Source organism: Pseudomonas khavaziana (assembly GCF_036704165.1).
In the GTDB taxonomy this organism is placed as follows: Bacteria; Pseudomonadota; Gammaproteobacteria; order Pseudomonadales; family Pseudomonadaceae; genus Aquipseudomonas; species Aquipseudomonas khavaziana.
Genome location: NZ_CP129946.1, coordinates 5,306,925 through 5,328,766, shown reverse-complemented (window position 1 = coordinate 5,328,766; position 21,842 = coordinate 5,306,925). Strand labels below are relative to the sequence as shown.

Annotated in this window: 15 protein-coding genes; 10 read left to right on the top strand and 5 right to left on the bottom strand. The window is 60.7% G+C overall.

The window, feature by feature from the left end; genetic code table 11:
• Nucleotides 1-7: 7 nt before the first annotated feature.
• Nucleotides 8-898 (bottom strand): LysR family transcriptional regulator, encoded by an 891-nt coding sequence (locus QYQ93_RS23865; RefSeq protein WP_043046831.1) that lies wholly within the window; start codon nucleotides 896-898, stop codon nucleotides 8-10.
• 99 nt (nucleotides 899-997) lie between these two features.
• Between QYQ93_RS23865 and QYQ93_RS23860 the strand changes: the two genes are divergently transcribed.
• The 4 genes from QYQ93_RS23860 (at nucleotide 998) to guaA (ending at nucleotide 5,800) form a co-directional block, all read left to right on the top strand.
• Nucleotides 998-1,765: a sulfite exporter TauE/SafE family protein gene (locus QYQ93_RS23860; protein ID WP_043046832.1), complete on the top strand. Its 768-nt coding sequence runs from the start codon at nucleotides 998-1,000 to the stop codon at nucleotides 1,763-1,765.
• A gap of 140 nt (nucleotides 1,766-1,905) precedes the next feature.
• Nucleotides 1,906-2,454, top strand: a complete 549-nt coding sequence (locus QYQ93_RS23855; RefSeq protein WP_043046833.1) for a hypothetical protein — start codon at nucleotides 1,906-1,908, stop codon at nucleotides 2,452-2,454.
• Nucleotides 2,455-2,671: 217 nt separating this feature from the next.
• Nucleotides 2,672-4,141, top strand: coding sequence for an IMP dehydrogenase (gene guaB, locus QYQ93_RS23850; RefSeq protein ID WP_016977684.1), 1,470 nt, complete (start codon nucleotides 2,672-2,674; stop codon nucleotides 4,139-4,141).
• Between the two features lie 81 nt (nucleotides 4,142-4,222).
• A complete protein-coding gene (gene guaA, locus QYQ93_RS23845; protein ID WP_043046834.1) occupies nucleotides 4,223-5,800 on the top strand; it encodes a glutamine-hydrolyzing GMP synthase in 1,578 nt (525 codons plus the stop codon).
• Between the two features lie 244 nt (nucleotides 5,801-6,044).
• Here guaA and QYQ93_RS23840 read toward each other — a convergent pair whose 3' ends face one another.
• From QYQ93_RS23840 to treR, 3 genes are all read right to left on the bottom strand, one after another.
• Nucleotides 6,045-6,815: an APH(3')-II family aminoglycoside O-phosphotransferase gene (locus QYQ93_RS23840; protein WP_338475593.1), complete on the bottom strand. Its 771-nt coding sequence runs from the start codon at nucleotides 6,813-6,815 to the stop codon at nucleotides 6,045-6,047.
• A 31-nt stretch (nucleotides 6,816-6,846) separates the two neighbouring features.
• Nucleotides 6,847-11,556 (bottom strand): membrane-targeted effector domain-containing toxin, encoded by a 4,710-nt coding sequence (locus QYQ93_RS23835; protein ID WP_338475592.1) that lies wholly within the window; start codon nucleotides 11,554-11,556, stop codon nucleotides 6,847-6,849.
• A gap of 88 nt (nucleotides 11,557-11,644) precedes the next feature.
• Entirely contained in the window at nucleotides 11,645-12,349 is a 705-nt protein-coding gene (treR, locus tag QYQ93_RS23830) for a trehalose operon repressor (RefSeq protein ID WP_217881858.1), read from the bottom strand.
• A gap of 237 nt (nucleotides 12,350-12,586) precedes the next feature.
• On the opposite strand from treR, the gene treP reads away from it, so the two are divergent.
• From treP to QYQ93_RS23800, 6 genes are all read left to right on the top strand, one after another.
• Nucleotides 12,587-14,029, top strand: coding sequence for a PTS system trehalose-specific EIIBC component (treP, locus tag QYQ93_RS23825; RefSeq protein ID WP_124401812.1), 1,443 nt, complete (start codon nucleotides 12,587-12,589; stop codon nucleotides 14,027-14,029).
• Nucleotides 14,030-14,146: 117 nt separating this feature from the next.
• Nucleotides 14,147-15,793: an alpha,alpha-phosphotrehalase gene (gene treC, locus QYQ93_RS23820; RefSeq protein WP_338475591.1), complete on the top strand. Its 1,647-nt coding sequence runs from the start codon at nucleotides 14,147-14,149 to the stop codon at nucleotides 15,791-15,793.
• Nucleotides 15,794-15,814: 21 nt separating this feature from the next.
• Nucleotides 15,815-15,940 (top strand): hypothetical protein, encoded by a 126-nt coding sequence (locus tag QYQ93_RS23815; protein ID WP_268794445.1) that lies wholly within the window; start codon nucleotides 15,815-15,817, stop codon nucleotides 15,938-15,940.
• A gap of 17 nt (nucleotides 15,941-15,957) precedes the next feature.
• Nucleotides 15,958-17,178, top strand: coding sequence for a carbohydrate porin (locus tag QYQ93_RS23810; RefSeq protein WP_338475590.1), 1,221 nt, complete (start codon nucleotides 15,958-15,960; stop codon nucleotides 17,176-17,178).
• A 122-nt stretch (nucleotides 17,179-17,300) separates the two neighbouring features.
• Nucleotides 17,301-19,829: a phosphoenolpyruvate--protein phosphotransferase gene (ptsP, locus tag QYQ93_RS23805; RefSeq protein ID WP_338475589.1), complete on the top strand. Its 2,529-nt coding sequence runs from the start codon at nucleotides 17,301-17,303 to the stop codon at nucleotides 19,827-19,829.
• Nucleotides 19,830-19,831: 2 nt separating this feature from the next.
• On the top strand, nucleotides 19,832-20,110 hold the full coding sequence (locus tag QYQ93_RS23800) for a PTS glucose transporter subunit IIB (protein WP_338475588.1): 279 nt from the start codon (nucleotides 19,832-19,834) through the stop codon (nucleotides 20,108-20,110).
• Nucleotides 20,111-20,245: 135 nt separating this feature from the next.
• On the opposite strand, the gene mltF is transcribed toward QYQ93_RS23800, so the two are convergent.
• Nucleotides 20,246-21,706, bottom strand: a complete 1,461-nt coding sequence (gene mltF, locus QYQ93_RS23795; protein WP_338475587.1) for a membrane-bound lytic murein transglycosylase MltF — start codon at nucleotides 21,704-21,706, stop codon at nucleotides 20,246-20,248.
• Nucleotides 21,707-21,842: the final 136 nt, after the last annotated feature.

The following is a 21,842-nucleotide window of genomic DNA, read 5'->3' as shown; positions in this document are numbered from 1 at the left end:
CGGCAGTTTATAGGCATTCGTGCAGGGTTTGACAGAATTGCTCCACCAGCGTGCTCTGCCGTGGCGCGCAGGCCAAGGCGACGGTGCTGTGACAGTCCGGGTCGGCCAGGGGCAGCAAGTGCAGATTGGCAGGGGCGATGTCCTGCATGGACTTGGGTAGCAAGGCAATGCCGAAGCCGGCCTGGATCAATTGCAACTGCGTAGTCTTGCGAGACATCACCCGCGCCGCCCTGGGGAAAAAACCGGCGCGCATGCATAGCTCTGCCGACAGATAACTCAGCCCGCCACGTTGGGGATGGGGGATCGAGATAAATGCTTCGTCCTTGAGCCGGGCCAATTCCACCGGTGTGGCGCTGTGTGCCAAGGGGTGATTCGGCGGCACCGCCAACACCAACGGCTCGGTGTACAAAGGCACCACGCGCACCCCTTCGCGCTGGCGCAACACCGGCAAGCGCAACAGGCCGACGTCCAGGCGACCGTCGGCGATTTCTTCCAACTGGGCCTCGGAGGAAAGTTTGACGATATCCATCGACACACCGGGGCAGCGTTCCAGCCAAGTGCTGATGCCCTGCAGTAACGCTCCGCTCATTGGCACGGTGCTCGAATGGCCCAGGCGCAAGGTGCCGAGTTGGCCATTGCCCACCTGCGTCGCCATCTCGCTGGCCTTGAGCAACTCACCCAGCAGGTTGCGTGCCCGTGGATAAAACGCTTCGCCGGCGGCCGTCAGGCGAGGCTGGCGAGCGGTACGCTCGAACAAGGGGGTCTGCAGTTGGTTTTCCAGCTCCTTGATCTGCCGGCTCAAGGCTGATTGCGCCACGAACAGACGCTCGGCGGCGGCGCTGAAGCTGCCGCTGTCGGCGATTTCGACGAAGTAACGCAGTTGCCGGGTAGAAATCACTAGGCATGCCTTTTCGAGATGGGTGGATGGCTTTGAAGATATTAGTCGCAACATTCACCGATGGCTAAAGTGAAACTCACGTCTTTCAAGGAATAGCCCATGAGTGCGGTTGAGTGGATGAGTCAGTGGTCGTTCGGCGTAATGGATTGGCTGGTGATCGGCCTGGGCATCGTGGTGGCCTATATCGTGTTTGGCATCGCCGGTTTCGGTACGGCGTTGGTGGCGGGACCGGTTCTGCTGATGTTTATGCCGCTATCGAAGATCATCCCGCTGCTGGTGCTGCTGGATTTTGTCGCGGCGTTTGGCGGCCTGCTGCAAACGCGACGAGAGGTGAACACGCCGGAGCTGCTGCGATTACTGCCATGCATGGCGATAGGCTGTACCCTGGGCGTGGTGTTTTTGCTCAATCTGCATTCGGATCTGCTGCTGTTGTTGATGGGGCTGTTTATCAGCGCCTACGCCCTTTATAGCCTGGCGGTGAAAGCCCGGCCGACGCGGCTGGCGGCGGGTTGGTCGGTGCCTATGGCTACGGTGGGCGGCTTGTTTGGTGCGTTGTTTGGCAGTGGCGGCTTTTTATACGCCATTTATCTCAATAGCCGATTATCCAAGGACGCGGCGCGGGCCACACAAAGTGCGCTGATCAGTTGCAGCACGCTGGTGCGCCTGAGTTTGTTTCTGATTGCCGGGGTATATGCGGATCTGCCCTTATTGATGTTGGCGGTTTGCCTGTTGCCCGCGATGGCCTTCGGGCTTTGGTGTGGGCGCCGGCTGACGATGCGCATGTCGCGTGAGGCGTTTGTGCGGTTGGTGACCTGGCTGGTGCTGGCCAGTGGTATTGCGTTGATCGGGCGGTATTTGAGCACTTGACCTGTGTGGAGCAGGGATTAAGCTGCCAGCCTTTAGGGCGCCATCGGGGGCAAGCCCCTCCCACCTTTGAACGTATTCACAATTCAAAAGTGGGAGGGGCTTGCCCCCGATGGCGCCAGACGCCACACCGCAGGACTCCCATGAACTCCCAAAGCATCCTCGTCCCGAAAATCTCCACCTTGCCTGTCCACGAACCCCGCGCCCGGGCAATCGTGCGCTGGCTGGTGCGCAAGAATATCGTCAAGGAAGAACTTAGCACCTGCGGCCGCACCGGCAACCGTATGGCCTACGCCCTGGCCGATGGCGCCCGCGCCGTGGTGCTGCACCCCGAGGCACTGCCGTTCAATGAACCGGTCAATGGCCTGGAGATCATCTACAAACGCTGCATCTATACGCCGGCCAAGGGCTTTCTCGAAGAGGCAGGCTGCCCGGAATGCCTCAAGGAAGTCGGCGAGGCGCTGTTCGAAAGCCTGGAAGACTGGATGCCCGGCCATACCGACAATTTCACTTGCCCGCTGTGTGGGCATGAAGACGACATCAACGGCTTCCTGTTCCTGCAGGAATGCGGGTTTTCCAACCTGGGGTTTATCTTCAACAACTGGGCGGAGGCGGGCTTCAAGCAGAGCTTTATCGACGAATTTGCCGATTGGCTCGATCAAAAAATGAGCTGGGTCAAAGTCGAACTGTAGGAGCGAGCTTGCTCGCGAAAATCGTCAACGATAACGCGGGCTGCCTGATTTTTCGCGGTGCCCGGGCGTTCTTCGCGAGCAAGCTCGCTCCTACAAAAAGGCAGCGGGTTTTCTCCATCTATCAGTAATACCAAGTTTGTCAGAGTTTTACATTGAGCCTGGCAGGGTGCATGTATATAATGGCGCGCTTCCATTTTCCCGCTCGGGAGCCCCCGCGATGCTGCGTATCAGCCAAGAAGCTCTGACATTCGACGACATTCTCCTAGTGCCCGGTTATTCCGAGGTGCTTCCTAACGAAGTCAGTCTCAAGACCCGCCTAACCCGTGGCATCGAGCTGAATATTCCCCTGGTTTCCGCTGCCATGGACACCGTCACCGAAGCCCGTCTGGCCATCGCCATGGCTCAGGAAGGCGGCATCGGCATCATCCATAAGAACATGACCATCGAGCAGCAAGCTGCCGAAGTGCGCAAGGTCAAGCGTTACGAAGCCGGTGTGGTGAAAGATCCGATCACCATCGAGGCCGACGCCACCGTGCGCGACCTGTTCGACCTGACCCGTCTGCACAACATCTCCGGCGTCCCGGTGCTGCACGATGGCGACCTGGTCGGCATCGTCACTTCCCGTGACGTGCGTTTCGAGAACCGCCTTGAAGTCACCGTCCGCGAAGTGATGACGCCTAAAGAGCGCCTCGTCACCGTCAAGGAAGGCGCCGACAAGAACGATGTGCGCGAACTGCTGCACAAGCACCGTATCGAGCGCGTGCTGATCGTCGACGACAAGTTCGCCCTCAAGGGCATGATGACCGTCAACGACATCGAAAAAGCCAAGGCTTACCCGCTGGCCAGCAAGGATGACCAAGGTCGTCTGCGTGTTGGCGCGGCAGTCGGCACCGGTAAAGACACCGGCGATCGCGTTTCGGCGCTGGTTGCTGCCGGTGTTGACGTGGTGGTGGTCGACACTGCCCACGGTCACTCCAAGGGCGTGATCGACCGCGTGCGCTGGGTCAAGCAGAACTTCCCTGACGTTCAAGTGATCGGCGGCAACATCGCCACTGGCGCTGCGGCCAAGGCCCTGGCCGAAGCCGGCGCCGATGCGGTCAAGGTCGGTATCGGCCCTGGCTCGATCTGCACCACGCGTATCGTCGCCGGTGTGGGCGTACCGCAGATCAGCGCCATCGCCAACGTCGCCGCCGCCCTTGAAGGCACCGGCGTGCCGTTGATCGCCGACGGCGGTATCCGTTTCTCCGGTGACCTGTCCAAGGCCATTGTGGCCGGTGCTTCCTGCGTCATGATGGGCTCGATGTTCGCCGGTACCGAAGAAGCGCCGGGCGAGATCGAATTGTTCCAGGGCCGTTCCTACAAGGCTTACCGCGGCATGGGTTCGCTGGGCGCCATGTCCCAGGCGCAAGGTTCTTCCGACCGTTACTTCCAGGACTCCTCGGCAGGCGCCGAGAAGCTCGTCCCGGAGGGCATCGAAGGCCGTGTGCCGTACAAAGGCACCCTGAGCGCGATCATCCATCAACTGATGGGCGGCCTGCGTTCCTCGATGGGCTACACCGGCAGCGCCGACATCGAAGAAATGCGCACCAAGCCAGAGTTCGTACGGATCACCGGCGCCGGCATGGCTGAATCCCATGTCCACGACGTGCAGATCACCAAGGAAGCGCCAAACTACCGCGTAGGTTGAGGCTTCCAGCAAAACGTTAAGTAACCGGGGCTGTTCTTTCAGCCCCGAGTTGTTTCTGATTCATTAGACGAGACTGACTTCATGGCCCTCGACATTCACGCCCACCGCATCCTGATCCTCGACTTCGGTTCCCAGTACACCCAACTGATCGCCCGCCGCGTGCGTGAAATCGGCGTGTATTGCGAGCTGCACCCGTTCGACATGGATGACGCAGCGATCCGCGAATTCGCCCCTAAAGGCGTCATCCTCGCCGGTGGCCCCGAGTCCGTGCACGAAGCCGACAGCCCGCGCTGCCCGCAGGCGGTATTTGACCTGGGCGTGCCGGTCTTCGGTATCTGCTACGGCATGCAGACCATGGCCGAGCAACTGGGCGGCAAGGTTGAAGGTTCCGAGCTGCGTGAATTCGGTTATGCCCGCGTCGACGTGGTCGGCAAGAGCCGTCTGCTGGACGGCATCGAAGACCACATCGACGCCGATGGCCTGTTTGGCCTCGACGTGTGGATGAGCCACGGTGACAAGGTCACCAAGATGCCCGAGGACTTCCACATCCTGGCCAGCACCCCGAGCTGCCCGATCGCCGGCATGTTCAGCGACGAACGTCGCTACTACGGCGTGCAGTTCCACCCGGAAGTGACCCACACCAAGCAAGGCGGGCGCATCCTGTCGCGCTTCATCCTCGACATCTGCGAGTGCGAGGCCCTGTGGACCCCGTCGAAGATCGCCGAAGACGCCATCGCCCAGGTACGCGCCCAGGTCGGCACTGACAACGTGCTGCTCGGCCTGTCCGGCGGCGTTGACTCCTCGGTGGTAGCAGCCCTGCTGCACAAAGCCATCGGCGACCAACTGACCTGCGTATTCGTCGACAACGGCCTGCTGCGCCTGCACGAAGGCGAGCAGGTTATGGCCATGTTCGCCGAGAACATGGGCGTCAAGGTGATCCGTGCCAACGCCGAGGAGCAGTTCCTCAACAACCTGGCCGGCGAGTCCGACCCGGAGAAAAAGCGCAAGATCATCGGTCGCACCTTCATCGACGTCTTCGATGCCCAGTCCAACAAACTGGACAACATCAAGTACCTCGCCCAGGGCACCATCTACCCTGACGTGATCGAGTCGGCTGGCGCCAAAAGTGGCAAGGCTCACGTGATCAAGTCCCACCACAACGTCGGTGGCCTGCCTGAGGAAATGAACCTCAAGCTGGTAGAACCGCTGCGCGAACTGTTCAAGGACGAAGTCCGCCGCCTGGGCCTGGAACTCGGCCTGCCGTACGACATGGTCTACCGCCACCCATTCCCAGGCCCGGGCCTGGGCGTGCGCATCCTGGGTGAAGTGAAGAAGGAATACGCCGACCTGCTGCGTCGCGCCGACCACATCTTCATCGAAGAACTGCGCAAGGCCGACTGGTATCACAAGGTCAGCCAGGCCTTCGTGGTGTTCCAGCCGGTGAAATCGGTGGGTGTGGTCGGCGATGGCCGTCGTTATGCGTGGGTTGTGGCGCTGCGTGCCGTAGAGACTATCGACTTCATGACCGCGCGTTGGGCGCACCTGCCTTACGAACTGCTGGAAACCGTCAGCGGCCGGATCATCAATGAGATCGAAGGTATTTCCCGCGTTACTTATGACGTGTCGAGCAAGCCGCCGGCGACTATTGAGTGGGAGTGACCCTGCACTGGCAGGTCAATGCTCAATAACAAAACCCCGGCCTGGTGCCGTAATGCTGTTCAGTTAAGGCATTTTGTAGGAGCGAGCTTGCTCGCGAAAAACTCATAGGCGCCGCGTTCATTCAGGAAGCACGCGTTATCGTTGACGTTTTTCGCGAGCAAGCTCGCTCCTACAGAGGGCGGTATACGCTTAACTGAACGGCATTGCGGCCTGGTGCCGGGGTTTTGCTTTATGTGGGAGCCCTTCAATAGAACTCGTCAAGCAAGCAGTAATACCCAATGCGCTGCTCATCGGGCTCTACGCCATAGCACTCGAAGAACGGTGCCACCCATGCCTGTCCAAAGTTTTGGGTAATGCTGCGCGCTGCCAGGGCCAGGTCCTGGTAGCGGTCACTGACGCCTAAGCGACCACAATCGATAAAACCGCTGAAACGGCCGTCTGCGGTCATGAAGTTCGGCAGGCAGGCGTCGCCATGGGTCACCACCAAGTCCTGGGTGGTTGGCCGTGTCGATACCAGTTCGTCCAACACTTGCTCGGCGCTTTGCCCTAGTCGTTCATCGTCGAAGTCGGTCTCGTCGACCAAGCCCGCGTTGACGTGGCCCCGTGCGGTCGCGATGCGTACTTCAAGGCTGTGATCGAAGGGGCAAAGAACGGTGGGAACCTGATGCAGCGTGCGTAGGGCGTTCGCCAGGATCTCTATGATGTGCGCCACAGGAAGGTCGTCGATCGTCGCCAGGTCCTGCCCTGGCATGGCGCTCATCAGTAGCCAGTGGCGATCCTGGTCTATCACCTCATCCAGCACAATCGGTGCCGGTAGCCCTTGTTGCCGCAACCAGCGCAGGCGCTCGATTTCGTTTGCCAGTTCAGTGAACTCTCCAAGGGGCTCGGACTTCAGGAACAGGTCTTCGCCTTGTTCGCTGCGCAGTCGATAGACGTCTGCGCGCGACTCGCCGATGGACTGTTGTTCAATCAGTGCATGGGGGAACTGTTCGCGCCATTTGCTCGGGATATTCACGGTGTTCTCATTTCCTGGTTTCAGCTGCTGCTCATAGCGGTGCCGGTTTGCCAACCATCACCATACCCATGTCTTCAAGCGCGGCAAACAATCCTTTGAGGCTGTCAAAGCGCTTGCCGCTAACGCTCGGCCAATTGGGGCGCTCGATAAAGAAGTAGCCGTTCTGGTTATGGATATCCGTAGAGACCAGCTCTCCCAGTTTGCTGCGATGTTTCAGGATGGGCGACACCGACGACGAGTCGACGGTAAACATTCCGCGGCGTTGCAGCAAGGCGTCGAACTCTGCGGAGGTTGCAGGTTTTCGGGGAATCTGCGACTGAAACAGCAGGTCGCTTTTCACCGCGCCTTCCTCGCCGGTTGCCGGGATGCCAGGGTCTGGAATGATGCCTTGGGATTGCCCGGGCGCAACATCCTCTATCCTCAGGCCATGCACTTCTTCCAGTTCGCTCAGCCCTGGAACCCCCTCGTAGCTGCTGACGTGGGTATTGCCCACCAGCGCTACCCATTTGTGCGCACCTTGGGCCGCCTGGTCGGCACGGATCACGGTGCTTGCGTAGTAGTTCATCAAGGCATGGCGTTGCGCATCTCGGGCGATCTGGCTATCGGTCACGGTCGGGATAAATCCGTCGGTACGGTAACTGGCCAGGCAATCGATGGCCTGGATGCGGATCTTATGCGTGCGGGCAGCTTTGATCAGTTCCATGAAGTTGTATTGCCCCAGCGGATCGGTGCCCATGCCGTTATCGAGGCTCTGCAGGTAGCGCCTGAGCGTCTCGGGCATTTCGCCGCTTTCGAAAAAGCTGTCCAGGGCTGCCTGGTGAAAGTCGCGCAGCAGATGCTCGCAATACAACGTCTTGACGTTTTTCTGTGCCAGCAACTCCATGTGCTCAATCAATAGCTGTTTGCTGCCCACGCCGCTGTGGGCTTCGCCGACCACGATGCCACGTCCGTCCTTCAGTAGTGCCTCCAGCCAGGTCGCCGTTGGGGCCTTGGCCGGCACCGAGGGAATAGGCGGGCGATTGGTCGCACGGAACCGACGCAGGAAGGCCACCGCATCCTTGAACAGTTGCTGTCTTCTGCTTTTGAACGGCGCGTAGGGATCGGGGCCGTTATCGAAGAGGTTCACGCCCTCGTCGCTCAAGGCATATTTCGCAGTGCCTGGCCCGGCGGCGGCATTTTCCAGGGGGGCACGCAAGTCCGGCGGTATTTCATAGGCGGCGGCGGGGCTTTGCACCGTTGGCATAGGCCTGCGGCCCGGCACCCGGTTCAGGCGTTGCCCGGCGCCGCCTTTCAGGCCGGGCCTGGACAACACTTCCCATTCACCCTGGGCGTTGAAGCGCACCGGGATGGCGTCCGAGAGGGCAAGTGGAGTTTCAGGATTGACGATTGCCCAGTGTCCGCCGCCATTGACGTCACTCACATACTGCACGTAATACGGCGTGTCGTTGAGCAGGATGGCCGCCGCCGGGTTGGACTCCAAGCGATAGATGCCTTGATCCCTGCCAGGCTCGCTGACCGGGTTGCGGCCTTCGAGGATTTCATTGGCTTCCCACGCTGGGGGGATTTCTGGCCGTAGGCTGGCCTCCACCGCACCGCTGGGAATGGCCGAAGGCGCCAGCGCCGCGCCCGTCTCGGCGGTGGTTTCAACAACGGCCTCCATGGCAGGGCGCTCCAGCTCTATTGCCGGAACCAGTGTCTTGGCCGGCGGCAGGCCTTTGAGCGTGAGGCCATTTGCGCGCAAGGCGCCGCGCAACTCAGGCAGGGTCTTGTAGACAGCGCCGTTGAGCCTTGGAAGGGCCTCGCGATCAATGAAATAACCGGCGTCCGAGTGCTGGATGGGGTTGCGCACCAGGTTGTTCAGGCGGTTGCGGTGAATAAGCGTCAGCTCATTACGGGTCTGTTGCATGACGCAGTCACCAGGTGAACCGAGGATTGCTTCAAGGTCTCGCTGTGCAAAAATATGGGGGTGTATTTGTTCGCTCTCGCGCATCGGTACTTGCAGGAAAAGGTCACTGTCCAGCGCATTGAGTGGCGGGTTCAGCGGGTCGATTACCGGCAGGTTGTTGACCTTGGGGCCATAGCCGATCTTGATCTGGCTGCTCTGGCCGCCGAGTTCCTCGGTAACGCGCAGACTGATGCCGCCGTTTATCTCGCTGATGCCGGTCACGCCTCTAAAGGTGTTGGTGTTTTCCGCCCCCGTCAGCACCACCCATTTGCCGACGCCGTTCTTGGCCTGGTCGAGGCGCAGGATTTCACTGGTGATGAAATTCTTCGACATTTGCACGTCCACCGCCGACCCCTTGGGCAGGTAGTTGGCCAGGCATTCGCTGGCCTGGATGCGTATATGGTTGTCGCGGGCGGCGTGCAGCAGTTCCAGGGTGTTGAAGCGGCCCATATTGGTCGGGTCCAGCTCGCGCAGGTACTTGCCCAGGCGGTCGGGCATGACGCCACTGCTGGCGAAGACATCCAGGTCCAGTTGATGCAAGTCGTTGTAGAACCCGTGCAGGTAAAGGGTCTTGACGCCTTGCTTGGCCAGGTTGGGCATTTGCTTGATCAACAGATAGGTACTGGCGACACGGTTCGGGCTCTCGGCGATGACCAGGCCCTCTGCGTTTACCAGGCTTTTTTCAATCAGTTGTTCGGGGCTCATGCCTGGCGTGATGGCAGGCAGTGCCGGCCGCTCGGGCAGTGTGCTGGTGAAGAACGGCCGGGAGAAGAAATTGCGCGCGCTGCTGAGGATTTTTGCCCGCATGGGGTTGATGAAATAGTCCGAGGTGCTGAAACCGCCAGCTTCGCCCGTGGGAGTGATGATTGGCTTGATGTAGTCCGGCGCGCCAGACATGGCGAGGCCGATGTCGAAACTGCTCTGGTTTTTCAGATCAAAAGGGGTCGGTAGGCTGGAGGACGGGTTTCTAAAACCCGGCTCCCCATAGGCGCTTGGCCGGCGATAGTCGGATGCAAGCCTCGGCCGTGCACTCGTGGTCGGGGTGTCCATGGGGCTGCCACCGCGCACCGCCTCGGAGGGGCGCAGCACCCGCTCCCATTCGCCCTCGGCATTCAGGCGTACGGGCAGTGAGCCGCTGCTGGCGTGGGGGTTCAACGGGTCGATGATGGCCCAGGTGCCGCCGCCGTTCACGTCCGCTTCATAACGCACGTAAAACACCGCGTCCTTGAGCTTGATCAGGGTCGAAGGGTTGGCATTGATGCGGTAGAGCTGTTCAAAACGACCGCCTTCGGTCATCGCCGTAGCACCCTCCAGTCCTTGCAGGCGCTGCCAGCTCGAGGGTATTCCCAGCCCGTCGCCGGGCAGTTGGGGCAGCGTGGGGGGCCCAGGCACGGCAGGGCTTGCAGGTTCGGCTGCCTCGGGATTCAGCGCCTCATCGTATTTGGCCATTTCGGCCGCTTCCGCTGCTTCGACTTCGGCGCCCACTTCAACGATGGGCCCAGGACCATGCAGTGCTGCCAGGTTGAAGAGGGTGTCGATCGCGCTGAACACCGAACCGGTCACCCCAGCCTTGCGCTCGGCGCTGGTTCGGCCATTGACCGCCTGGTCGATGTTCAGGGCCAGGTTGGCGATGCTGGCGCCCAGCACCGGCAAGGCTACCGGCCAACCGATGACGGCCAGCGGCCCGAATATCTTGAGGCCGGCACTCAGGTAACCGATCCAGAGTTTTTTGCTCAGTTGCGCATTGGTGGTCAGCAACTGCTCGGCTTCGTCATACATCGCTGCGCGGGTGCGGTCTCGCAGCCAACTGAAGGCGTCCGTGGTGACCGCCTGGTTCTTCTGGTTGATCATGTGATGATCCGACTTGCCCCAGGTCTGCACCAGGCGATTCATCAGGTCAGTGATGCCGTCGGTCATGGCCTCGCGGTCAGTCAGGGAGAAGTGGCAGAGGAACAGGTCACGGGTCTTTTTGTCATCCATGATCCCGAGCAACCACCAGTGCAATTGCGCAGCGGTCTCGAACACTTTGAAGGTTTGCTGCTCACCTGGCACATAGAGTATTTGTCGCCCGGCTGCGTCAATGATGCGCAACAGGTTGGTAGCCACGTAACCGTCCAGGTCGAGGGCGGCGACCTGTGCACCGGCGCCTGGCGCCGCGTCGGTCTGCAGCCTGGCCAGGCTGACCGGCCAGCTCAGGTGCGGGGCCACGGCGCTGATGCAGGTGTGGAAGTCTTCGGCACTCAGGTGCTTGAACTCGAGGGCCTGCACCGCCTTGCTGAGGAAGTTGCATTTGGCCTGGGTGCGAAAGGCCTCGGCGTGGTCCTGCCAGAAACTGTCGAGCTTGTCGCGATAGAGGTCGCTGAACTTCAGGGCCCAGAAGTCCTTGAGCACTTCGTTGGCATGCAGGCGTACTTCATTGGTTTGATTGAAGTCACCGTATTCCGGGCCTTTGGTATAGAAGCCGCCGTACAGGTCCAGTAGGTCGGCGTTGTCGTAGTCGGTGGCGCGGAAGCGATGAATCACCAGCTCGGTCAGGGTCGTCGATTCGTAGGGTTTTTCCAGCACATGTTCCCAGCCGGTAAAGGTCAGCGAACTGCTTTGGGCTGCCTTGAAACGGTGGTAATACACCTCGTCCGGGTCGAGGCCCTTGACGCCGTGTTTATTCAATATGCCGCGGGCGGTTTCGTGAGCCGTATCGTGCAGGCTGGGGCAGGCCAGGATCACGCGTCCGGCGAGGGCCTTGAGGGCTGCCTTGTCGGCGGCGTTGGGCAGGGTGCGGGTTTGGCTCCAAATCATGGGAGTGCTCATCCTTCAAAAATGAAGGGCGAGATTCCCCCAGGCCGGCGCGGGAAGGGCGCTACATAGTTAGGCTACAAGAGCATGCTCAGCGCCGTGCGATATCCGAAAAGTAGAACTTGTCCAGGGTATGCCGTGACTCGGTGTACTCGAACTGCCGCCCGTCCTGCAAGAACGTCTGGTTACTCACCACGATCACATGGCTTTGCCCGTCAAGGTCCAGGTGCGCCTGATCGTCCTTGCTGCGTGGCAAGGCCTCGATGGTGCGCTGTGCATAGCTGATCTGCAGCTGCAATGTCTGCTCGATAAACGCGTAGATCGACTGTTCGGCGATATGGCGATCCAGGCCGGGAATCAGCTCGGCGATGAAGTGGTTGATGTCCAGGATCACCCGTTTGCCGCCGATGCGTCGTACCCGCTTGATGCGGGTGATCAGCGTGCCCGGCTCGGCCTCGAAGTGTTGCAGCAGTGGCCCTTCCAATGGGAGCTGGGTGAATTCAACCACCTCGGTGCATACGTCATCGCCCAGGTCGGCGTGGGTCTCATGGAAGCTGACGATACCGCCCAGCTGGAACTCGATCGGGTTGGGCGACAACACAAAGGTGCCCTTGCCATGGATCTTTTGGGCAAAGCCACGTTCTTGCAACTGCTCAATGGCGCGTCGCACGGTACCGCGGCTGGCTTGGTAGGCGTCCATCAGCTCGGTCTCGGAGGGCAGGCGCGTACCGCGTTGCAGGCGTTCGGTGGTGATGCTGGCAAGCAGATCCGTATAGATCTGGTTGTATTTGCTCATGAGATGGCTCTATGCCCGGCTTGCATTCAAGGCAGGAACCTTAGTGGTAGAGGTGGGGTTTGTCCATTGGGCAGCCCTATAGCCAGGGGAAAAATCTGACGGGAAGTTCGCATTTATAAACAAAAGTGTAACTCGTACAGACGAGTTGTTGATTTAACTCGTACAGACGAGTAGTTTTGCCCTCGGCGTGCTGCCAACGACTGCCACCCATAAAAACAATCACAGTGGAAAACGAGCATGAGCCACGACTATCCGACTATCGCCCGCGAGATTCTCGAGAACCTCGGTGGGCGCGACAACCTTGAGCAAGCTGCCCATTGCGTGACCCGCCTGCGCCTGGCGCTCAAGGATCCGAGCCTGGTTAACAGCAGTGCGTTGAACCAGGTCGACCTGGTAAAGGGATCGTTCTTTACCGGCGGCCTGTTTCAGGTGGTGATCGGCCCCGGCGAAGTGGAAAGGGTCTATGCCGCCTTGCGCGAACAGACCGGTCTCGCCGCGTCCACCATCGCCGATGTCAAGAAGGCCGGTGGCGAAAAGGTCAATGCCTTGCAACAGTTGGTACGGGTATTTTCCGATGTGTTCATGCCGATCCTGCCCGCGCTGATCATTGCCGGCCTGTTGATGGGGGTGAACAACCTGATGGGCGCCAAGGGCATGTTCATTCAGGACATGACCTTGCTGGAGGCCTATCCGAACCTCGATGGCCTGTGGAACCTGATCAACCTGATGGCCAATACCTCGTTCGTATTCCTGCCCGCGCTGGTGGGCTGGTCGGCGGCCAAGCGGTTCGGCGGCAGTGAAATCCTCGGCATCGTGCTCGGCCTGATGCTGGTGCACCCCGACCTGCTCAACGCCTGGAACTACGGCAAGGCGGTCGCCGGGCTCGATGGGCAGAGCCTGCCGTACTTCGACATCCTGGGCTGGTTCCAGATCGAGAAAGTCGGCTATCAGGGCCAGATCCTGCCGATCCTGATGGCCGCCTATGTCATGAGCGTGATCGAGAAATACCTGCGGGCACGAGTGCCGAATGCCATCCAATTGCTGGTGGTGCCAATCACCACCATCGTTGTCACCGGTGTCCTGGCGCTGGCGATCATTGGCCCGGTGACCCGCCACCTCGGCATCCTGATTACCGAAGGCGTGGTCACGCTGTTTGAGCTGGCGCCGATACTGGGCGGCTTGATCTTCGGCATGCTCTACGCACCGCTGGTGATCACCGGCATGCACCATATGTTCCTGGCCGTGGACCTGCAGCTCATTTCCACCCAGGGCGGCACCTTTATCTGGCCGATGATCGTCATGTCCAACCTGGCCCAGGGCAGTGCGGCATTGGGGGTGTTCTACATGAGCCGCAATGCGCGGGAAAAAAGCATGGCCTCGACGTCGGCGATTTCCGCGTATTTCGCCATCACTGAGCCAGCGATGTTCGGTGTCAACCTGCGATACAAATTCCCGTTCTACGCGGCACTGGTGGGGTCTGCCCTTGGCTGCATCTTCCTCTCGCTGAACAAGGTCCAGGCCTCGGCCATCGGCGTCGGCGGCCTGCCCGGGTTTATCTCGATCATCCCGCAGTACATCCCGGTGTTTGTGATCGGCATGGCCGTCGCGATCGTCGTGCCCTTTGTACTGACCTGTGTGTTGAGCATGAAGATTATCCGGCCTGGGTATCGGGTCGCCTGATCCACCGCCATCGGGGCAAGCCCCCTCCCACAGGCGAATGCATTTCAAATGTGGAAGGGGACTTGCCCCCGATGAGGCCCTCAAAGCCCGCACACAATTAATTGAAGGAAACCCACCATGCAAAACTGGCAACACTCGGTGATCTACCAGATCTACCCCAAAAGCTTCCATAGCCACGCGGGTAACGCCACCGGTGACCTGCTGGGCATCGTGGACAAGCTCGACTACCTGAAATGGCTGGGAGTGGATTGCCTGTGGATCACCCCGTTCCTGCGCTCGCCGCAACGCGACAACGGCTACGACATCAGCGACTACTACGCCATCGACCCCAGCTACGGGACCATGGCCGATTGCGACCTGTTGATCAGCGAAGCGGCCAAGCGCGGCATCAAGCTGATGCTCGATATCGTCGTCAACCACACCTCCATTGAGCACGAGTGGTTCCAGCAGGCGCGCAGCAGCCTCGACAACCCCTACCGCGACTTCTACATCTGGCGCGACCAGCCGAACAACTGGGAATCCAAGTTCGGCGGTTCGGCCTGGGAATACGAAGCACAGACCGGCCAGTACTACCTGCACCTGTTCGACCACACCCAGGCCGACCTCAACTGGGACAACCCCAAGGTGCGCGCCGAAGTGTTCAAGCTGATGCGCTTCTGGCGTGACAAAGGCGTGGGCGGTTTCCGCCTGGATGTGATCAACCTGATCTCCAAGCCCGCCGACTTCCCCGAAGATAACAGCGACGGTCGCCGTTTCTACACCGACGGCCCGAATGTGCACGCATACCTGCAGCAAATGCACCGTGAAGTCTTCGAAGGCCATGACCTGATCAACGTCGGCGAAATGTCGTCCACGAGCCTGGAGCACTGCATCCGCTACTCGAATCCGGCTTCGAAAGAACTGTCGATGACCTTCAACTTCCACCACCTGAAAGTCGATTACCCCAACCTGCAGAAGTGGGTGAGGGCCGACTTCGATTTCCTGCAACTCAAGCAGATTTTCTCCGATTGGCAACTGGGCATGCAGGCCGGTGGCGGTTGGAACGCGCTGTTCTGGTGTAACCACGACCAGCCGCGGGTGGTCTCGCGCTTTGGTGATGACGGCCAATACCGCGTGGTCTCGGCCAAGATGCTCGCCACCGCGCTGCACTTCCTCCAGGGCACGCCGTATGTGTACCAGGGCGAAGAGCTGGGCATGACCAATCCTGGTTTCGACAAGATCGAACAGTACCGCGATGTGGAAACCCTGAACATTTTCCGCCTCAAGCGTGATGCCGGGGAGTCCGAGGCGTCGAGCATGGCGGCGATCATGCAGAAATCCCGCGACAACGGTCGCACGCCGATGCAGTGGAGCGGCCAGGCCAATGCCGGTTTCAGCCGTGGCGAGCCCTGGATTGGTATTCCGGCCAACACCGCGCAGATCAACGTGGAAAGCCAGCTGGATGATCCGGATTCGGTGCTGCATCACTACCGCGCCCTGATCGCCCTGCGGCGTTGCGAGCCACTGATCCAGGAAGGCATTTACCGCCCACTGCTGCAAGACCATCGCCAGGTCTGGGCGTACCTGCGCGAGGGCCATGGCGAGCGCCTGCTGGTGCTCAACAACTTCTACGGCACGCCGTGCGAAATCCAGCTGCCCGACCAGGTGATCAATTCGTCGAGCGCGCAGCGGCTGCTCATCAGCAATTACCCCGATTGCCCGGCGCGCACGAGCACGGTGGTGTTGCGCCCCTACGAATCTTTTGTGCTGCACCTGACGGACTGAAATACCGCTGTAGGAGCGAGCGTGCTCGCGAAGATCATCAACGATAACGCGCCGCTCCAGGTTCAGCGCGGCGCCTCGAAGTTCTTCACGAGCAAGCTCGCTCCTACCAGTGATCGCGTCACGCAAAACAGTAAGAAAAAACAATAAAAATAAAGGAGCGCTTCATGAAAACAACAATAAAACTGGGCCTTATTGCGTCGTGCCTCGCTGTGCCGTTTGGCGCCCAGGCCCTGGAGTTCGCCGGTTACTTGCGCAGCGGCGCGGGCACCTCAACGGGCAGTGGCAAGCAGCAGTGCTTCCAACTGCCGGGGGCGCAAACCAAATACCGCTTGGGTAACGAATGCGAACAATATGCCGAACTGGAACTGCGCCAGGACCTGCTGACGTTCGACGACGGCTCGGTGCTCAGCGTGGATGCCATGGCCTCTCTCTACAACAAGTACGACCGCGCCCTGAAATTCCAGGGTGAAAACAACGGCTCGGCGCGCATGCCGCAGATGTATGCGCAATGGTCCAACCTGCCCAGTCTCAACGGTGGTTCGCTGTGGGCCGGGCGGCGTTACTACAAACGTAACGATATCCATATCTCCGACTTCTACTACTGGAACCAGAGCGCCACTGGTGGCGGGATCGAGGACGTGCTGATCGGCGGTTTGAAATACAGCTACGCCCTGTCGCGCAAGGACAACCTGTACCAGAAGGAGTACGCCACCCGTCACGACTTCAACGTGGCAGGTTTCAACACCAACCCGGGTGGCGAGCTGGAGCTTGGCTTGAGCTACATCGCCAAGGCCGGCGGGCGTGACACCAACAGCGGTTGGGCGCTGACCGCACAGCATGTGCAAACCGCGTTCCTGGGCGGCAAGAACAAGTTTGCCTTGCAGTACGGCGAAGGCCCTGGCACCGGGCTGGGCTATACCGGCAATACCCGGCTGGACAAGAGCAGCAAAAGCTACCGTGCCGTGGAGTTCTTTGACTGGCAGGTGACCCCGCGTTTCGGTGGGCAAGTCCAGGCGGTGTACCAGAAGGATGTGCGCCCAGGGCGCCAGGACCAGAACTGGATGTCCCTTGGCGTACGCCCGACGTATGCCATCAGCGAACAATTCAAGCTGGTCGCTGAACTGGGCCACGATCAGGTTGAGGCTACTGGCGGAACACGCAAGCTGAGCAAATTCACGTTTGCGCCGACCTGGTCGCCCAAAGGTCCGGAGTTCTGGGCGCGGCCGGAAGTGCGGTTGTACTACACCTACGCCAGCTGGAACCAGGCGGCCAAGCGCGCAGCGAATGAACTCGCGGCGGGCTCGGCGTTATCCGATACCGGCGCCTATGGCACGGCACGGCATGGTTCGAACATGGGCGTGCAAGTCGAATACTGGTGGAAATAATCCGGAAGGAGTGCGCGGGCTAATGTGGGAGCGGGCAAGCCTGCTCCCACCTTTGATCTTCGTCATCCTCAACCTTGCATCGACTCGATGATTTTTAAAGAACAATACAAACAGGTGAAGTCATGACCCCATCTAAATCCCTGGAACTGCTGGCACCCCTGTCCGGGGTGCTGCTGGCGCTGGATCAGGTACCCGACCCAGTGTTCTCCAGCCGCGTGATCGGCGACGGCCTGTGCATCGATCCCACCTCGCAGACGCTCTGCGCGCCGCTGGCCGGGGTGATCAGCAATATCCAGGACAGCGGCCATGCGCTGAGTGTCACCGACGACAACGGCGTGCAGGTGCTGTTGCATATCGGCCTGGACACCGTGAACCTGGCGGGCCAGGGCTTCACCCGCCTGGTCGAAGAAGGCCAGCGGGTGGTGGCCGGGCAACCGCTGGTTGAATTCGACGCCGACTACGTGGCGCTCAATGCCCGCAGTCTGCTGACCCTGATGCTGGTCGTCAGTGGCGAGCCATTTGTATTGCTGGTGCCCGATCAGGGCGTTGTCGAGGAAGGCCAGCCACTGTTGCGAGTGTCCCCCGGGCAAGCGTCGTCAGAAGCCGATGAAGAGGAGGGCGATGCGCTGTTCTCCAAGCCCCTGACCTTGCCCAACGCCAACGGCTTGCACGCTCGCCCTGCGGCAGTGCTTGCCCAGGCGGCGAAGGGGTTCAGTTCAAGCATCTACCTGCATAAGCAAACCCAGAGCGCGAATGCCAAGTCGCTGGTGGCGATCATGGCGCTGCAGACGTCCCGGGGCGACAGCCTGCAAGTGAGCGCGGCGGGCACCGATGCCGAAGCGGCGATCCAGGCGCTGGTGGCGTTGTTGCTGGACGGCTGTGGCGAGACGGTGGCGGCGGTCGAAGTAGCCAAGCCTGCCGCGCCGGTGTCATCAGCAACCTTGATGCGGGGCGTGTGTGCGTCGCCGGGCTCGGCGTTTGGCCAGGTCGTCCAAGTGGCCGAACCGGCGCTGAATATTCCTGAAACCGGTGCCGGCGAAACGTTCGAGCGTGCCGCATTGGCGCGTGGCCTGCGGGCGGCAGCCGAAGCGCTGCAAGCATTGCAAGCCAAGGCCGCCGGCAGTGCCCAGGCCGAAATTTTCCGCGCCCATCAGGAATTGCTCGAAGACCCGACCCTGCTGGAGCAAGCCCACGGCCTGCTCGCCCAAGGCAAGAGCGCCGCCTTCGCCTGGAACAGCGCCACGCTGGCGACCGCGAAACTCTTCGAAGGCTTGGGCAAGGCGCTGCTCGCCGAGCGTGCGGCGGATCTGGCCGATGTCGGCCAGCGCGTGCTCAAGCTGATCCTGGGTGTTCCCGAACGGTCATTGGACCTGCCTGAGTGCGCCATCCTGGTTGCCGAACAACTCACGCCCTCGCAAACCGCCGGCCTGGATACCAGCAAGGTGCTGGGTTTTGTCACTGTCGCCGGTGGGGCTACCAGCCACGTGGCCATCCTTGCCCGGGCGCTCGGCCTGCCGTCCATTTGCGGTGTACCGGCCCATGTATTGGCCCTGGCCAACGGCAAACGAGTACTGCTCGACGCCGACAAAGGCGAGCTTCACCTGGAACCGGACCTGGCTGAAATCGAACAACTGCAAGCGGTTCGCCAACAGCAAAAGCTGCGGCTGCAGCGTGAAATCGCACAGGCATCCCTGGCGGCAATCACTCGCGATGGCCATCACGTCGAAGTCACGGCCAACGTTGCCTCGCTGCAGGAGGTCGAGCAGTCCCTGACCCTGGGTGGTGAAGGTGTGGGCCTGCTGCGTTCGGAGTTCCTCTACCTGGACCGCAATCGCGCCCCGAGCCCGGAGGAACAGGCCGGCACCTACAGCGCCATCGCCCGTGCCCTTGGCACCGAGCGCAATCTGGTGGTGCGCACCCTGGACGTGGGAGGCGACAAACCCTTGGCCTATGTGCCGATGGAAAGCGAGACCAACCCGTTCCTGGGCCTGCGTGGTATTCGGTTGTGCCTGGAACGCCCCGAACTGCTGCGCGAACAGTTTCGCGCGATCCTCGCCAGTGCGGGCTTGGCGCGGCTGCATATCATGCTGCCGATGGTCAGCCAGCTCTGCGAACTGCACCTGTCGCGCCGGATGCTCGAAGAAGAAGCGCTGGCGCTCGGGCTCACCGAATTGCCCAAGCTGGGCATCATGATTGAAGTGCCTTCGGCGGCGTTGATGGCGGATGTGTTTGCACCCCATGTGGATTTCTTTTCCATCGGCACCAATGACCTGACCCAATACACCCTGGCCATGGATCGCGATCACCCGCGCCTGGCCAGCCAGGCCGACAGCTTCCATCCCGCCGTGTTGCGCCTGATCGCCAGCACCGTCAAGGCGGCCCACGCCCATGGCAAGTGGGTGGGCGTGTGTGGTGCGCTGGCCTCTGAACCATTGGCGGTGCCGGTGTTGATCGGACTTGGGGTGGATGAACTGTCGGTCAGCGTGCCGCTGATTCCGAGCATCAAGGCGACCGTACGCGAACTGGAACTGGTCGACTGCCAACTCATCGCCCGCCAGGTGTTGGGCCTGGAGGAAGCCGGCCAAGTGCGTGAGGCCCTGCGCCTGTACCACGCGGCCACCGTTGAAACCTCACCTGTCGTGGAGCACTGAGCATGTTCGAGAAATTGCAGCGGGCATTCTGGAAAGCCCTGACCCCGGACCTGATTGCCGAGACACTGGCAGTGCCGACACCGAGCCTGTTGGCCGCCGATGTGCTGAGTGCCTTGGGCGGCGCCGAGAATCTCAAGTCACAACAGCGCGTGGCGCTGACGCGGGTGAGGGTGCAGTTGCAGGATGCGGGGCGGTTGGATGAGGCGGCGTTGAAGGCGGCGGGTGTACCGACTGTGATGGTGTTGACAGGCGGGGTGGTCCATCTAATCACCGGCCTCTAAGCCAAGTGGAGATCCAAATGTGGGAGGGGGCTTGCTCCCGATAGCAGTGGATCAGTCACTGTAGTAGTGACTGACACAAGGCTATCGGGAGCAAGCCCCCTCCCACATTGTTTTGTGGTGTTTGGAAAGTCGGCTTTACAACTGCGGGCTGTCCTGCGGCGGCTTGGTCTTGTCCACACCCGGCACATGCAGGTTGCCTTCCACCACCTGGTCGCCTTCCAGCTGCGGCTGGGTCACCCAGGTAAGGATGTCGTAGTAACGCCGGATGTTCGCCACAAAGTGCACCGGCTCGCCGCCCCGGGCGTAGCCGTAGCGGGTCTTGCTGTACCACTGCTTCTGCGACAGGCGCGGCAGCATCTTCTTCACGTCCAGCCACTTGTTCGGGTTCAGGCCTTCCTTCTTCGCCAGGATGCGAGCGTCTTCCAAGTGGCCGGTGCCCACATTATAGGCGGCGAGGGCGAACCAGGTGCGATCAGGCTCGGCGATCTTGTCGTCCAGCTCATCCTTGATCTTGGCCAGGTACTTGGCGCCGCCCATGATGCTTTGCCTGGCATCCAGGCGGTTGGACACACCCATGGCCTGCGCCGTGTTCTGGGTCAGCATCATCAGGCCGCGCACGCCGGTCTTGGAGGTGACGGTCGGTTGCCACAGCGATTCCTGATAGCCAATGGCTGCCAACAGGCGCCAATCGACCTTTTCGGCCTTGGCATAGGCGCGAAAGTGTTTCTCGTACTTGGGCAGTCGCTGTTGCAGGTGCTGGGCGAACGTATAGGCGCCCACATAGCCGAGTACATCGACGTGCCCGTAGTAGCGATCCTTCAGGCGCTGCAAGGTGCCGTTCTTCTCGACCTTGTCCAGGTAGCCGTTGATCTCATTGAGCAGGCTGTTGTCGTCGCCGGCGGCCACGGCCCAGCTCTGGTGGCTGGCGTTGCCGAGGTCGAATGCCACGCGCACGTTGGGGAAGTACACCTGGTTCATCGCCACTTCGTTGGAGTCCACCAGGGTCAGGTCGATCTGACCCTCGTCCACCATGCGCAGCAGATCGACTACTTCAACGGCGTCGGACTCTTCGTATTCAATTGCAGGATTCTGCTTTTTCAACGCCGCCAGTTGCTCGGCGTGGGTGCTGCCCTTGAGCACCATGATCTTCTTGCCCACAAGGTCAGCGGCGTTGGTCGGGCGCGATTGGCCGTTGCGGTAGATGATCTGCGGGGTCACTTCCAGATACGGGTGGGAAAATCGCACCTGCTGCTGGCGCTGTTCGCTGCTGACCAGGCCGGCGGCGGCAAGTACCGGGCCATTGGGCTTGCCCAACTGGTTGAACAGGTCGTCGAGGTTATCGGCGGTCTCGATTTCCAGCTTTACTCCCAGTTCGTCGGCAAAGCGCTTGACCAGTTCGTATTCGAAACCGGTTTCACCGTTGCGGTCCTGGAAATAGGTGGCCGGGCTGTTCCGGGTGACCACCCGCAATACGCCATCCTCCTTGATTCGCTCGAGGGTGCTGGGTTTGTCAACACAGGCACTGAGCATCAGGAAGAGCAAGGTGGCGATGAGCCATTTGACCCATCGCGGGCGCAAAACGGTTGGGGAGAACATCTGCGCAGTATACGCAAACGGCCCACGGCGCCATATCTCGACAGCGGCGCACTTGTCTGCTAGCGCCGCCCAAACTGTGCTGCAGCCCGCAGAAACGCGGCTTGGCGAGCGATTGTGATGGTTAAAATAACTGCGC

Coding starts and splice junctions, on each gene's coding strand:
- QYQ93_RS23860 (WP_043046832.1), top strand. CDS start 998: ATGAGTGCGGTTGAGTGGATGAGTCAGTGGTCGTTCGGCGTAATGGAT.
- QYQ93_RS23855 (WP_043046833.1), top strand. CDS start 1,906: ATGAACTCCCAAAGCATCCTCGTCCCGAAAATCTCCACCTTGCCTGTC.
- guaB (WP_016977684.1), top strand. CDS start 2,672: ATGCTGCGTATCAGCCAAGAAGCTCTGACATTCGACGACATTCTCCTA.
- guaA (WP_043046834.1), top strand. CDS start 4,223: ATGGCCCTCGACATTCACGCCCACCGCATCCTGATCCTCGACTTCGGT.
- QYQ93_RS23835 (WP_338475592.1), bottom strand. CDS start 11,556: ATGATTTGGAGCCAAACCCGCACCCTGCCCAACGCCGCCGACAAGGCA.
- treR (WP_217881858.1), bottom strand. CDS start 12,349: ATGAGCAAATACAACCAGATCTATACGGATCTGCTTGCCAGCATCACC.
- treP (WP_124401812.1), top strand. CDS start 12,587: ATGAGCCACGACTATCCGACTATCGCCCGCGAGATTCTCGAGAACCTC.
- treC (WP_338475591.1), top strand. CDS start 14,147: ATGCAAAACTGGCAACACTCGGTGATCTACCAGATCTACCCCAAAAGC.
- QYQ93_RS23810 (WP_338475590.1), top strand. CDS start 15,958: ATGAAAACAACAATAAAACTGGGCCTTATTGCGTCGTGCCTCGCTGTG.
- ptsP (WP_338475589.1), top strand. CDS start 17,301: ATGACCCCATCTAAATCCCTGGAACTGCTGGCACCCCTGTCCGGGGTG.
- QYQ93_RS23800 (WP_338475588.1), top strand. CDS start 19,832: ATGTTCGAGAAATTGCAGCGGGCATTCTGGAAAGCCCTGACCCCGGAC.
- mltF (WP_338475587.1), bottom strand. CDS start 21,706: ATGTTCTCCCCAACCGTTTTGCGCCCGCGATGGGTCAAATGGCTCATC.